The sequence below is a fragment of the Sinimarinibacterium arenosum genome, from assembly GCF_005047655.1.
Classification (GTDB): Bacteria; Pseudomonadota; Gammaproteobacteria; order Nevskiales; family Nevskiaceae; genus Solimonas.
This window is the reverse complement of record NZ_SUKF01000001.1, coordinates 403606-416273: the sequence shown is the minus strand read 5'-3', so window position 1 is coordinate 416273 and position 12668 is coordinate 403606. Positions and strand designations below refer to the sequence as shown.

The following is a 12668-nucleotide window of genomic DNA, read 5'->3' as shown; positions in this document are numbered from 1 at the left end:
CCGTTTTGATGTCGATCCGATGGGCGTGCCCTCCTCCGGCGTGAACGGCTTTCAACCCGCGTCGAGCGCGCCCCGGATCGCAGCCGCCTGGCGCTCCAGACGCCCGCGTCGCGCTGCAGTTTCACGCCGTGGCACCACGATCGTGGTGATGTGCCAGACCAGGCGCGTCAAGGTGTGCACCGTGTCGTTGCCGTAGCGCGGAATCACATGCAGATGAACATGCGGCACCGTCTGACTCGCGGCACGGCCGTCGTTCAGCAGAAAGTGCTGCGCCCGACTGCCGAGCCCCTGCCGCTGTGCCGCCGCAATACGCTGGCCGATACCCCAGAGGTGCTGGACAACAACCGGATCGAGCTCGTCCAGCGTTGCCACCGCCTGGATAGGCACCACCAGGGTGTGTCCCTGTGTGATCGGATTGATGTCCATGAACGCGACACACTGCGCATCGCGATAAACGAAGCTCGCTGGCAGCTCACCGGCAATGATGCGTTCGAAAATGGTCATGCCTGTCACTGTGACGACCCCGCAGCAGCAGCCACCGCACCGGCGCCTGCCGCAGCAGGCGCCGGTGCGGTGCGTTGAAGTCGTCTAGCCGCCCGCCTTGGCGCTGGTTTCGATATCCCGGTGCAGATCATGCGCGCGCTGCATCAGGTACTGGTGAACCGCCTCGACATCTTCGGGTTTGAGCAGATCCATGAACGAGGCCATCCCGCGCTGTGCGAAGGCACCGGCAAGGATGCCGTTGAATATCTGATGCTTTTCCGGCGTCAGGTAGCGCAGATCGGGAATCACGCCACCGCCGATCGCCTCGGAGCCGTGACACACCGCGCACAGGCCGTTGTACAGATAGCGCCCCTTGGCCAGCGTCGCGGCGTCGGCCTTCACCGGACCGGGCGCCGGCGGCAACACCGGCCTCGGCTTCGGCGGCGGCAGCGTGTCCTTGCCGCCGAGCTTGTAGGTCAGCACGCGCGCATCCGACTGCACCTTGGCATTCTGCGCGATGCCACCCAACACCAGCGGGAACGCACCACCCCATCCGGCCATGAAGGTCACATACTGCTCACCGTCGACCATGTAAGTCATCGGCGCAGCGACGACACCGGTATTGGCCGGCGATTCCCACAGCTTCTTGCCGGTGTCGGCCGCGTAGGCGATCACGCGCCCGTCGGCGCTGCCCTGGAACACCAGATTGCCGGCGGTACTCAGTGTGCCGCCGTTCCAGATGGTGACGTATTCCTGCGTCCACACCGGCTTGGCCGCAACCGGATCCCAGGCCACCAGCCGACCCTTGAACGAGTCCGCCGCCGCCTTGAGCTGGTCCGTCGCGGTGGGCAGTTCGAACGGCTGCGTACCGACATTGAACATCGCCTTGAACAGGTACTTTGCGTTGTCGTCCGGGGCGTACAGCGCAGCGCTTTCCTGTGCCGGGATGTAGACCAATCCAGTCTTGGGATTGAACGACATCGGATGCCAGTTATGCGCGCCCAGCGGACTGGGCATGACCACCTTGGCGCCGTTGGTCCAGTCGCCGTCCGCACTCTCAACCGGCCGGCCGGTTTTCATGTCGACGTGCGTCGCCCAGGTCGAGGGCGCGTACTTTTCCGCCGACAGCAGCTCACCGGTCTTGCGGTCGAGCACATAGAAGAACGCGTTCTTCGGCGCCTGCATCAGCACTTTGCGGACTTTTCCGCCAATCTTGAGGTCGGCCAGGATGATGTGCTGGGTGGCGGTGTAGTCCCAGGTATCCCCCGGCGTGGTCTGGTAATGCCAGACGTACTCGCCGGTGTCCGGACGCACCGCAAGAATCGACGACAGGAACAGATTGTCGCCCTTGCCTTCGCTGCGCAGCTTGCGGTTCCACATCGAGCCGTTACCGGTGCCGATGTAGAGCAGATCCAGCTCGGGATCGTAGGCCATCGAATCCCAGGCCGTGCCGCCGCCGCCCTGAACCCAGTACTGGTCGCCGAACCACGTCGGCCGTGCCAGCTTGGTCCACTGATCGTCAGGGCCGGCGTCGGGCGCACCGGGCACCGTGAAGAAGCGCCACACCTGCTTGCCGGTCTCGGCGTCATAAGCGCTCACATAGCCGCGCACGCCCATCTCGGCACCGCCGTTGCCGATGATGACCTTGCCTTTGACGATACGCGGCGCGCCAGTGATGGTGTACGCGCGATCATGATCAACCACCGTGTCGGTGGTCCACACCGGCTTGCCGGTGGCCGCGTCCAGCGCAATCAGGCGACCATCGTAGGCACCGACATAGACCTTGCCGTTCCACACCGCGACGCCGCGATTGGCCGGGCCGCAGCAGCCCTCGCGCGCCTTGATCTTCGGCACCTCGGGATCATAGGTCCACTTCAGCTTGCCGTTGCGAGCGTCGAAGGCGTAGACCACGCTGAACGCGCTGGTCGTATACATCACCCCGTCGACGACGATCGGCGTCGCCTCGGTGGTGCGATCGATCGGCAGCTTGTAACTCCACGCCAGACCGAGCTTGCCGACGTTCTTGTCGTTGATCTTGTCCAGCGGGCTGTAGCGCTGTTCGTCGTAAGTGCGCCCGGTGCTCATCCAGTTGCCCGGCTCGTGATCCGCTGCCCTGATTCGCGCAGCATTCACCGCAGGAGCGGGCTCGGGCACTGCGCCCGGCTGCGCCGCAAACGCCGGCATCAGGGTCAGCAGCAACGCCGTGCTGATGATCGCTCGCATTTCGTCTCTCCTCATCGTTCTTCGTGTCGGGGCGCTCTTGGATCGACGCCGCTCGGACGATACGCTGCACCAATCGAGCGGATTTGACCATATCCAAAGGTTGGGCTCTGGCCTGCAACGCTGGACAAGTTAGGGTTCGGCGCCCCCGCATGAGGCTGCGAGTCACAGGACGGAACGAAGACACGGCATGGAAGACTGGGTGTATCGAGCGCTGGCCAAATGGCCGAACGTTCCCGCGCTGTTCGGCTGGCTCAGCCTGGACCGCCGTGGGCGCTGGCGCATCCGTGACGAAGTGATCACGCGCCCACAGATCATCGACACCATCAACCCGAACTACGCACCCGACGAGCACGGCCGCTGGTATTTCCAGAATGGACCGCAGCGCGGCTACGTGTCGTTGGCATCCGCTCCGCTGGTACTACGCGTCGACGCCAACGGCCATCTGCATACGCACACCGGACGCGAGGTCGAGTACCCGACTGCAGCGTATCTGGATGAACAAGGCAGCGTGTTTGTGCAGACCGAACACGGCCCCAGTGCAGTTGATGACAACGATCTGGAGTGGGTTCTGCAACACCTCAGCGTCAACGGCCAGGCGATCGACGATGCGGCGCTGACGACTGCGCTGGCACAAACATCCGGGAGCACCACCGCCCTGCAACTTCAGCTCGGCCCATCGCTGATCAGGCTGCAGCGGCTCGACTTTGCAGAAATTCCCGACGTGCTCGGATTTATCCGAGAGCCACGCACCATAATTGAAGAAAAATAAATATTCACAACAACATAGGCGTATCTCACCCACATCCATCGGGTTCCTCGCCACCCGCACAACCTACCCCTTCGGGCGGGGGCGCAGGCCCCGGACGTGTGCAAAGCTCAAGCCGGCCGTAACCAATAAAGAACGTTCGGAGGAGACCGACCATGGATGGATCCAAGCGCACTGCCGCGTGGGGTATTGCCGTTGCCGCGCTGCTGGGTATCAGTTCCGCTTCCGCACAGGACGACTCGAGCGGGCTGATCATGCAGATCGGTCGCACGATCTACGTCGCGCCCATGCTGACCTTGACCGTGCCCGACGGCGCGCGTGAAACAAAGATTGGCAGCGGCGGCACCTTGGCGATCGGCACCCGCGTGTTCGACTGGGCGGCGATCGAAGCGGTGGCGCACTACAACAAGTACAACGACGACGCCGATTTCGTCTCCGGTGCGCCCACCGAAGTGGTTGGCTACGGCGGCAATCTGTTGCTGTTCCCTTTCAGCGGTACGCTGAAAAATGTGTTTGCCGTGGTTGGCGCGCAGGCGCTGGACGTGACCGACCACCCGGCAACCGTCGGCGGCGCGCCGACGCTCCTCGACTACACTTCGACCGCCTTTGAAGCCGGATTCGGTGCGCTGTCGCAGATCAATCTGTTCGGCTTCCCTGCCGCGGTTCGCTTCGAGCTGCGCTATCGGCTGGATGCGCACGACACTCAAGGACTGGGGGACGGAACGGAAGACGCGTTCTCGGACGGCATCATCAACCTGGGCCTGATGGTGCCGTTGTTCCCCCCCGCCGAGGAGCCACTGCCGCCACCTGAGCCGACACCGGTCGAGGTCGTTCCGGTGGCCGAACCGCCTCCGCCTGCAGACACCGATGGAGATGGCGTGACCGATGACCTCGACCAATGCCCTGACACGCCGACTGGCACCGCAGTCGATGCCATCGGCTGTGCGCTGCCGCCGCCCTGCGAAAGCCCCGCGCCGGGTGAACAGGCCGACCTGCGCGGCTGCAAGGCAGGCGACGTCATCGTGCTGCACGGCGTCACCTTCGAGTTCGACAAAGCCCGACTGACGGCCAACGCCAAGACGATCCTGGATCTGACCGCTGCCGCACTGGTGGCAGCACCGGAGATCAAGGTCGAGATCGGCGGACATACAGACGATAAAGGTGCGGACGCCTACAACCAGACGCTGTCGGAGCAACGCGCCCAGGCCGTGCTCGACTATCTGGCGGCCCAGGGCGTTGCACCCGAGCGCATGCACGCAGTCGGCTACGGCGAATCAAAGCCCGTCGCCGACAACGGCAGCGACGAGGGGCGCGAGCAGAATCGCCGGGTCGAGCTGACCGTCGAAAACTAGACTGCGACTCTGCCGCGGGTGCGCTCGCCCGCGGCAGAGTCGGCCCGGTTCACGCAGGGTTTCATGCAACTGTCGTCGAATCTCAACATGGGTTTGCGATGCTCGGGAATTCCCCTGCATCCTGATCCACAACGAGGTAGCGATGACGCCGTTCTCCCTTCGACTGAAACCGGCCGCCGCGCTGTTGGCCATGGCGCTCGCCGCCTGCAGCAATGATGACAACAGCGAGAAGTTCACATACCCGAGCAGCGGCGCCGCTCTGCCTTACAGCGTGCTGAAGACGCTGAGCAACGGCACTGAAATCCGCAACGGCGGCTTCGGTTCGGGCGCCACGGCACATCCGAGCAAAGCGGGACATTTCTACGCGATGACCGATCGCGGACCGAATACCGATTTCAGCGGCAGCGCAGGCGACGGCAAGAAATTCCCGGTTGCCGACTACACGCCGCGCATTGGCGAGTTCAAGCTGACGCGGGACGGCGACGTCGTCGAAGTCAAAGAGATTCTGCTGAAGGACCGCGAAGGCAATCCGATCAGCGGCCTGCCCAGCGAAACCTTCGGTGCCACCGGCGAAATTCCCTACGACGCCGACGGCAACCTGCTCGCCTACGATCCCTACGGTCTGGATTCCGAGGGCCTGGTGGCGCTGGCTGACGGTACCTTCTGGGTCAGCGACGAATACGGTCCGCACATCGTGCACTACGCAGCTGACGGCACCGAAATCGATCGCATCAATGCGTTCCCGGATGACCCCCGTACCAGCCTCAACCTGCCAGCCGAATTCGCCAACCGGCGCGCCAATCGCGGCATGGAAGGCCTGACAGTGACGCCGGACGGCAAGACCCTGGTCGGCATCATGCAGTCGACGATGTACAACCCCAACAAAACTGACGCTACCAACCGCACACTGACCCGTATTGTCACGATCAACCTCGAAACGGCAGCGATTGCTCAGTATCTGTATCGCCAGGAGGCCAGCAATCTGTCGAACTCCGAAATCGTCGCATTGACAGCAACGACATTCCTGGTCGACGAACGCGACGGCGGCTACGGTGGAGACGGCACCGCAACACGCAAGAACCTGTTCAAGATCGATCTGAGCAATGCAACCAATGTCGACACCAGCAACACGGCGCTAATCGACAGCGATGCCGAAATCACCGCCGATGCTGCCACGGGACTGCTGATCAACGGTCATGCCCTGGAAGGGACGGACTGGGACATGCTGACCGCCAAAGGCATTCAGCCGGTCGGCAAGACGCTGGTCTACGATGCACTGACTGGACTGGCTTACCCGCACGACAAGCTCGAAGGCCTGTGGCTGATCGACGCCACGCATCTGGGCATCGTCAACGACGACGACTTCGCTGTGATTCCGGATGAAAGCGGCGAGATCGTGCAGAAGGTGCTGCCCGGCAGCAATGCCGTCGACGCCAGCACACTGTACGTCGTCGAGCTGACAACGCCGTTGTTCTGATCGAGCAGTCTCGATCAGTCAGCACAGGGCGGCCATCGGCCGCCCTTTCTTGTTGTGCGGCACGTCCGCAGCGGCGAGCGATCGTGCATCATGCGCACAGCCGGCCACGATGAAGTCGGTGTCACCACCCGGAGGAGACGTGTCCGCAACCAAATCGCTGAGCCCGCTGGACTGGACCTTTCTAGCAGGCGAATCGCATGAATCGATGATGCACGTCGGCGCGCTGATGCACTTTGCGCCGCCGCCGCGCCCCAAACGCAATTTTCTGCGCGCACTGATGGACGAAGTGCGCACCGAGACTGTGGCCTATGCCCCGTGGAATCTGAAGCTGCGGCGCCCGGAGCATCCAGCGCACCCGCTGCAGGCGTGGATTGAGGACGATCTTTTCGACCCCGAGTATCACGTCCGGCGTTCCGCGCTGCCCGAGCCGGGAGATGAGCGTGAACTCGGAATTCTGGTGTCACGCCTGCACAGTCATGCGCTCGACTTTCACCGACCGCCGTGGGAAGTACACTTCATCGAAGGCCTTGAAGACGGCCGTTTCGCGATCTACTTCAAGGTGCATCACGCGCTGGTCGATGGCTATACCGGCATCAAACTGCTTTCGCACAGCCTCTCGTCGAAAGCCGATGACAAGAGCACCCCTATTTTCCACGCACGTCCACCGTCGCCACGCGGCGCGCGCGACGGCAATACTGCGCCGACGATGGAAGCCTTGCTGCATGCCGTGCGCGAGCAGCTCGGCGCAACGCGCAACATCGCCAAAGCCGTCCTGCACGTCGCCAAATCCGTGCAGCGCAAGGACCATCATTTGGTGGCGCCGATGCAGGCGCCCAAGTCGATCATCAATCAGCGCATCTCGCGCAGCCGGCGCTTCGCCACGCAACAGTTCAAAGTTGATCGGCTCAAGACCGTGGCCAAGGCGCACGGCGGCACCATCAATGACATCGTGCTGGCACTGTCTGCCGGCGCACTGCGTCGCCTGTTGCGGGAGCAGGATGCGCTGCCGGACCAGGCAATGACGGCGATGCTGCCGGTCAATATCCGGCCCAAGGACGACCCGGGCGGCGGCAACGCGGTGGGCGCCATCCTGGCGTCGCTGGCCACGGACATCGAGGATCCGGTCGAACGCTTCCACAGCATCATCGCATCCACCCGCAACGCCAAAGCCGAACTGCAGGGCATGACGCGCAACGCGATCATGCAGTACAGCGCGCTGCTGATGACCCCCCTGATTCTATCGCTGGTGCCCGCCGCGATCGGCCGCCTGCGGCCGGCGTTCAACGTGGTGATCTCAAACGTGCCGGGCCCTACGCAACCGTTGTACTTCCGCGGCTATCGGATGGAGTCCTATTACCCGCTGTCGATACCATTCAACGGCTACGGCGTGAACATTACCGTTGTCAGTTATCTGGACACCCTGAACTTCGGCTTCATCGGCTGTCGCGAAGCGCTGCCGCATCTGCAACGTCTGGCAGTCTACAGTCGCGAAACCCTGGAGGAACTGGAGGCTGCAACCGCCTGAGCCTGCCTCAGTTGGGCCCCATCACGATCGGGCGCACCGGGCCCATCGCGGCAATGATGCGATTGCAGTCGTGATAGCGAATGCGTGACTGCTCACAAGTGTCGTAGGCGGCTTCGATCAGCTGATTGAACTCACTGGTCGACAGCTGCAGTCCGGCGATGGCCTGCAGGGCCGGATCGTCACGGTCGATCGGACCGCCGAGCACCATCTTCAGCAGCAGCTCATTGAGGCCGGCGCGCTGCGCCTCGCTCATCGCGTCATAACGCCCGATCAGGCGGCTGTTCAGCGTCACCCGCTGCAGAACGCCGTCGACCCACACCTGCGCGCCGTGCTCGCCGCCAATCGAGCGCAGCGTCGTCGGCGACACGCCGTCAAACATCTGCCCCTCGGCGGTCGTGCCGGCGGCAAGTCCCTGATAGGTCGTCACCTCGTGAGCAGCCTGCGCGTTGGCGGCCAGGGCCTGTGTTCCCAGGCTCAGCGCGGCAGCGGCAACGAGAGATGACAGTGAAAATTTCATGTTCATTCGGAGCTCCTGTGCAGCAAGGACCATGCCCACGGCAACCGCAGGGGCTTTCGGCGACTGATGGAGATACGGCTACCGAACGCGCCCGGATGCAGTGTACGAAGTCGGCTCCGACGCCTCAATGCGAGCGTGCCGGCGCGGCGGACGGATGCTGCAATCAGACGATGTGCGGCGTGGGCGCCGCATCCATGCTCAAGGCCGAAACGAACCCGGAGCGAACCGCATGAGCTTGAGCCGCGAACAGGTGGAGTCCCGCGCCGAGGCACTGGCATCAGCCTTCGAGGAGGCGGCCAGACGCAACCAGTGGGCCTGGATCGCCGATGCGTTCTACGCCGAGCAGTGCACCTATCTGTGTGAGTACGGTGGCACCATGCGAGTCTTCGCCGCGAATCGCGACGAGATCCGCGCAACGCACTACGGTCGCGACATGCTCGTCGGATGGGAAGGTTGGAGTTTCCCGATCGAGCGCTACACCACGCACGGCAACCGGATCATCACGCACTGGTGGAATCGCGGTCCCGGTCGCCGCGCCGATGGCAGCTATTTCCAGACGCCTGGTGTTTCCTTCATCACCGTGGGCGACGACGGGATGTTCACTGATCAGCTGGATCTGTTCGACCTGGCGCACCAGATGCACCTGTGCGACGAGCTCGACGACACCGGGTTGCTATCGCCGCAGCTGAAGGAAAACTGGGTGATTCCGACCAAACGCCGTCTGATCGCGATGCTGAGCCGCAATCTGCCCGTTCAAAGCGCCTAAGCCGCGAGCAGCAGCGTCGTGCGCTCGTAGGCACCACGCAGATCCGGCATCTCAAGCACCTCGGCCTCCGGCCTTAGGCCGAGCTTTGCAATGGCCGGCACCCTTCCGGGATCCACCTCGGTCAATACACCTGCAGCATCGCCGCGCAACTGCAGCAACGAAACGCTGACGACATCGGCGTAGTCAGCAGGCCCATCGTGGTGCCGCAGGAAGTCGTTGGCGAGCACCGGCACCTCGACCAGCTCAGGGGGAAATTTCCACACTTTCAGCACAAAACGACCGACCGCCTGATGCATGTGAGCGATGGCCGTTTCAAGCTCTGCCTCGCTGCGCACCAGCTCCGGGTGATCGTCAACCAGCCGCACGATCGGCAAAACACCGACCAGGTGCACCAGCCCGGCCAGCATGGCCGTGTCAGGTTCCAGAATGGTCAGGCGCTCCGCCAGTACCCGACTCAGCGCGGCCACCTCGAGACTCTGCCGCCAGATCCGGCGCATGTAGGCTTTGAGTGCCGGAGATTTCGGATGAAACATCTGTTCGATCGCCATGCGGCTGACCAGCGCCCGCGTCAAGTTGAAGCCCAGCTTGGTGATCGCCCGCGTCAGGGATTCCGCTGGCGGCCCACTGCCGCTGACGGCGGCACTGTTGGCGACGCGCAACAGGCGCGCAGCCAACGCCGGATCCTTGCCGATCTCCGCCGCCAGCCGCGCAGCCGTAACGTCCTCACGCCGCACCAGCTCGCCCACCGTTGCCGCAGCTTCCGGCAGGCTGGGCAGAGTCAGACGACCCGCCGCCATCTCGGCCGCAATCCGGCTCATCAAGTTCCGCTCGACGCTCATCACCCGGTAATCCTCCGCCCCGGATCAGACCGCAAGACGGACCCTCTGCGCCATATCGGGGCGACCACGGCCGCAGCCCACCGGACCAGCGGTGTCCCTCAGACGGCGGGCCGCCTCCATCGCATCAGGGCCGCCACGCCCGTGGCGAGCAGCAACCAGGCGATGCCGCCCAACCCCAAACTGCCGCCCCCGCCGCCGCCACCGGCAGTGGGGGCAGGCGTTGCCGTCGGCGTGGGAGTGGGCGTCGGAGTCGGTGTGGGCGGCACTTCACAGGTATCCACCGCGGGCTGACCGCTGATCGAACCGGTCACGGTGGCGCCGCAGAACAGCATGATCGATCCGGCGTTGCTGAAGCTGCCGCTGTTCTCGATCGCGCCGTAACTGTCGATCAGCCCGGCTGCCGTGTTCTCGAAATTGCCGGACGCCAGATTGCGCAGCGTGCTGATCGCGTCATTGAGGATGTAGCCGCTGTTATGCACGCTGTTGGCACCGACGTTCTCGAGCACACCGCCCTGAACATTGCTGAGCGTTGCGCCGGCACCGATATTCAGCGTGCCGGTCGAAGTGTTGTTCAGGGCACCGAGATTGATCAACTGGCCGCAGTCGATCAGCGCGAGCAGGCCCGCGTTCGTCAGTCCGCCACTGTTGTTCAGAACGCCCGCCACACTCATCGTGCCGACACTTTCGAACACGCCCGCGTTGCTGAACTCCGCACCGGACACCTGCACCCAGCCGCCGGCATTGTCGATGGTTCCGTAATTGCTGACGATGCCGGCGACATTCACTTGCGCACCCGCTTCGATCACCAGCGTCCCTTCGATACGCAGCTGGCCGTTAACCGTGTAGGTACTGCCGGCAGCGACCGTCAAGGTGTCACCAAAGGCGATGACCTCGACCGCATCGGCGGCGACTTGCGCAGCCGGATCGGCTATTGCCGTCGCGCCCTGGGTCGCGAGCTCGAAGGTATAGGTGATCGGCTGACCGGTCGGTAGTGCGCCGTTGCTGCCGACTTCGCAGGTCACGACATTGCCCTGCTCAAACGGCACATAGTCGCCACTGCAGGTGGTTTCGACGTTGGAGAATCCCGCAACGGTCGCCGTTCCGGTTGCGCTGAACGTACCGCCGTCAGTCGTACCGGACACCGGCAGCCAGTCGACATTGCCGTCGAGCACGAATGCCCCGGAGACGCCGGCCTTCGGACGGACGCCGCCAAGCTTCGTGGATAGCGCCTTGCCGTCAACCCCTCGCGGGCGAGTCCCCTCGGGCTGCGTGACCTCCGCCTGCTCCGGCGGCGGCTGCACGCAGCACGCATGTCCGGCCGGATCGTCAACACTCACTTGGGAGATCAGAGAGGTCGTGGTCTTGGGCTGCCCGACGAAGCGCTGGCACATCATGAAACGCAGGGTACGGGACTGGCCATCCTGACGATTCATCTGCAGCGTACCGCTGCCGCCGGCGATCACCGCGGATGTCAGCACGCCTTCGGCACCGGTGCCTGCGGCATCATTGTTCTGGTTGAAGTCGGACGATTCGACCAGATAGCGGAAGGGCGTTGCACTGTCGACCCCCAGGATGCCGGCCGCGACGATGTTCACCGCATGCGCGCCCCCGTTCCATTGGTAGATCGCCTCGACATCCCCCTTGTTGTTCAGACAGTTGACGATATCGGGAATATTGGGGGACCCCATGAAGCTGGCTGTCGCGCTGCGATCACCTTTGGTGACCGTGACACTGCTGCGGGGGAACAGTGCCGGATTGCCGAACTCGGCCATCCAGAACATCGTCTCGACATCGTCCTGCAGGCCGTTATCGACCAGATACTCGAGCTTGCCGACGATGGCGTTGCGCTCCCACACGCCTCTTGCCCGCTCATCACGACGGTTGTTCGGATCCGGAACGCTGCGTCCCATCCGTTCCCCAAGATTGGCAACCAGCGAACCCTGACCGTCGGGACGACTCTCCCCTTCGAGCCCGGGCGTATGCGGGTGCGGCACCTCCAGATCGGTGGTGTTCTCAAGAAACTGCATACTGTTGGCCACCGACATCGGCACGCATTGATTGCGCGCGGCCTCGATGTTGGGCACGTTCTGCCGTGTGGATTCGATATTGCGCTTGGCTCCAGACACCAGACCCTGCTTGCGCGCCGACACCACGCCGCAAACCCGCATCATCGCATCCAGCGCCGCCGCATCGGCCGCCGGCGGCAGCGGCGCCGAGTCATCCTCCCCGGCGCCACCGATCGCAATTTCGATCGTTCCCACTGCAAACAGCACGGGGGTGCCGGCAGTGAAGTCGCTGATCGGATCGACAGACGCCTGTACATCGAAGCTCATCTGCGTGACATCGGTGCCCGCCGCAATGCCGAGATTCAGCTGCGTGGAGAATTGTTCGTACGGCGCCGTCTGGACCGAAAATATCGGGATATTTCGCACGACCCACTCGCCATCGCGGGCAATATTCAAGAATCCCTCCGACAGACCGGTTGCCGCACGCAGGCTCGGAAGATCGATCAGACACCACGCGGTTTCGGAGTCCGGACGTTCCGGTGCGTTGATAAAATCGGCCTGGCTGAAACTGACGCCCTGCTGCGGTTGGATCTGAACCGCCGCGCCTGCAATGGGGCTGATCAGCAGACTGCAGAAGATCAGAAAGTACGCGGAAAAATGTAAACGTGTTGTTAGCATGACTTCCCCCGGATCGCCGATTCGAAGACCGTACCG

The 12668-nt window shown here is 63.5% G+C and carries 10 protein-coding genes; 5 read left to right on the top strand and 5 right to left on the bottom strand.

Annotated elements, in window-relative coordinates:
• Positions 1-51: 51 nt before the first annotated feature.
• Both E4T66_RS01915 and E4T66_RS01910 read right to left on the bottom strand, forming a co-directional pair.
• Complete coding sequence (locus E4T66_RS01915; RefSeq protein ID WP_136847205.1) at positions 52-504, bottom strand: HIT family protein; 453 nt, start codon at positions 502-504, stop codon at positions 52-54.
• A gap of 84 nt (positions 505-588) precedes the next feature.
• A complete protein-coding gene (locus E4T66_RS01910; protein WP_136847204.1) occupies positions 589-2706 on the bottom strand; it encodes a PQQ-dependent dehydrogenase, methanol/ethanol family in 2118 nt (705 codons plus the stop codon).
• Positions 2707-2893: 187 nt separating this feature from the next.
• Here E4T66_RS01910 and E4T66_RS01905 point away from each other — a divergent pair, with 187 nt between their 5' ends.
• The 4 genes from E4T66_RS01905 (at position 2894) to E4T66_RS01890 (ending at position 7826) form a co-directional block, all read left to right on the top strand.
• Positions 2894-3475 (top strand): DUF2946 family protein, encoded by a 582-nt coding sequence (locus E4T66_RS01905; protein WP_136847203.1) that lies wholly within the window; start codon positions 2894-2896, stop codon positions 3473-3475.
• 152 nt (positions 3476-3627) lie between these two features.
• The gene (locus tag E4T66_RS01900; RefSeq protein WP_136847202.1) at positions 3628-4824 is read left to right on the top strand and encodes an OmpA family protein; all 1197 of its coding nucleotides are present in this window, start codon (positions 3628-3630) and stop codon (positions 4822-4824) included.
• A 142-nt stretch (positions 4825-4966) separates the two neighbouring features.
• On the top strand, positions 4967-6301 hold the full coding sequence (locus tag E4T66_RS01895) for an esterase-like activity of phytase family protein (protein ID WP_136847201.1): 1335 nt from the start codon (positions 4967-4969) through the stop codon (positions 6299-6301).
• A 139-nt stretch (positions 6302-6440) separates the two neighbouring features.
• Positions 6441-7826: a WS/DGAT/MGAT family O-acyltransferase gene (locus tag E4T66_RS01890; RefSeq protein WP_211242716.1), complete on the top strand. Its 1386-nt coding sequence runs from the start codon at positions 6441-6443 to the stop codon at positions 7824-7826.
• A 7-nt stretch (positions 7827-7833) separates the two neighbouring features.
• On the opposite strand, the gene E4T66_RS01885 is transcribed toward E4T66_RS01890, so the two are convergent.
• On the bottom strand, positions 7834-8349 hold the full coding sequence (locus E4T66_RS01885; protein ID WP_136847199.1) for a globin family protein: 516 nt from the start codon (positions 8347-8349) through the stop codon (positions 7834-7836).
• Positions 8350-8572: 223 nt separating this feature from the next.
• Here E4T66_RS01885 and E4T66_RS01880 point away from each other — a divergent pair, with 223 nt between their 5' ends.
• Positions 8573-9109, top strand: coding sequence for a nuclear transport factor 2 family protein (locus tag E4T66_RS01880; protein WP_136847198.1), 537 nt, complete (start codon positions 8573-8575; stop codon positions 9107-9109).
• Here the strand turns inward: E4T66_RS01880 and E4T66_RS01875 are convergent.
• Positions 9106-9927 (bottom strand): HDOD domain-containing protein, encoded by an 822-nt coding sequence (locus E4T66_RS01875; RefSeq protein WP_169577434.1) that lies wholly within the window; start codon positions 9925-9927, stop codon positions 9106-9108. The genes E4T66_RS01880 and E4T66_RS01875 overlap by 4 nt on opposite strands.
• 119 nt (positions 9928-10046) lie before the next feature.
• Positions 10047-12632 (bottom strand): autotransporter outer membrane beta-barrel domain-containing protein, encoded by a 2586-nt coding sequence (locus E4T66_RS01870; protein ID WP_136847196.1) that lies wholly within the window; start codon positions 12630-12632, stop codon positions 10047-10049.
• Positions 12633-12668: the final 36 nt, after the last annotated feature.

Coding starts and splice junctions, on each gene's coding strand:
- E4T66_RS01870 (WP_136847196.1), bottom strand. CDS start 12,632: ATGCTAACAACACGTTTACATTTTTCCGCGTACTTTCTGATCTTCTGC.
- E4T66_RS01895 (WP_136847201.1), top strand. CDS start 4,967: ATGACGCCGTTCTCCCTTCGACTGAAACCGGCCGCCGCGCTGTTGGCC.
- E4T66_RS01900 (WP_136847202.1), top strand. CDS start 3,628: ATGGATGGATCCAAGCGCACTGCCGCGTGGGGTATTGCCGTTGCCGCG.
- E4T66_RS01875 (WP_169577434.1), bottom strand. CDS start 9,927: ATGAGCCGGATTGCGGCCGAGATGGCGGCGGGTCGTCTGACTCTGCCC.
- E4T66_RS01915 (WP_136847205.1), bottom strand. CDS start 504: ATGACCATTTTCGAACGCATCATTGCCGGTGAGCTGCCAGCGAGCTTC.
- E4T66_RS01905 (WP_136847203.1), top strand. CDS start 2,894: ATGGAAGACTGGGTGTATCGAGCGCTGGCCAAATGGCCGAACGTTCCC.
- E4T66_RS01885 (WP_136847199.1), bottom strand. CDS start 8,349: ATGAACATGAAATTTTCACTGTCATCTCTCGTTGCCGCTGCCGCGCTG.
- E4T66_RS01910 (WP_136847204.1), bottom strand. CDS start 2,706: ATGCGAGCGATCATCAGCACGGCGTTGCTGCTGACCCTGATGCCGGCG.
- E4T66_RS01880 (WP_136847198.1), top strand. CDS start 8,573: ATGAGCTTGAGCCGCGAACAGGTGGAGTCCCGCGCCGAGGCACTGGCA.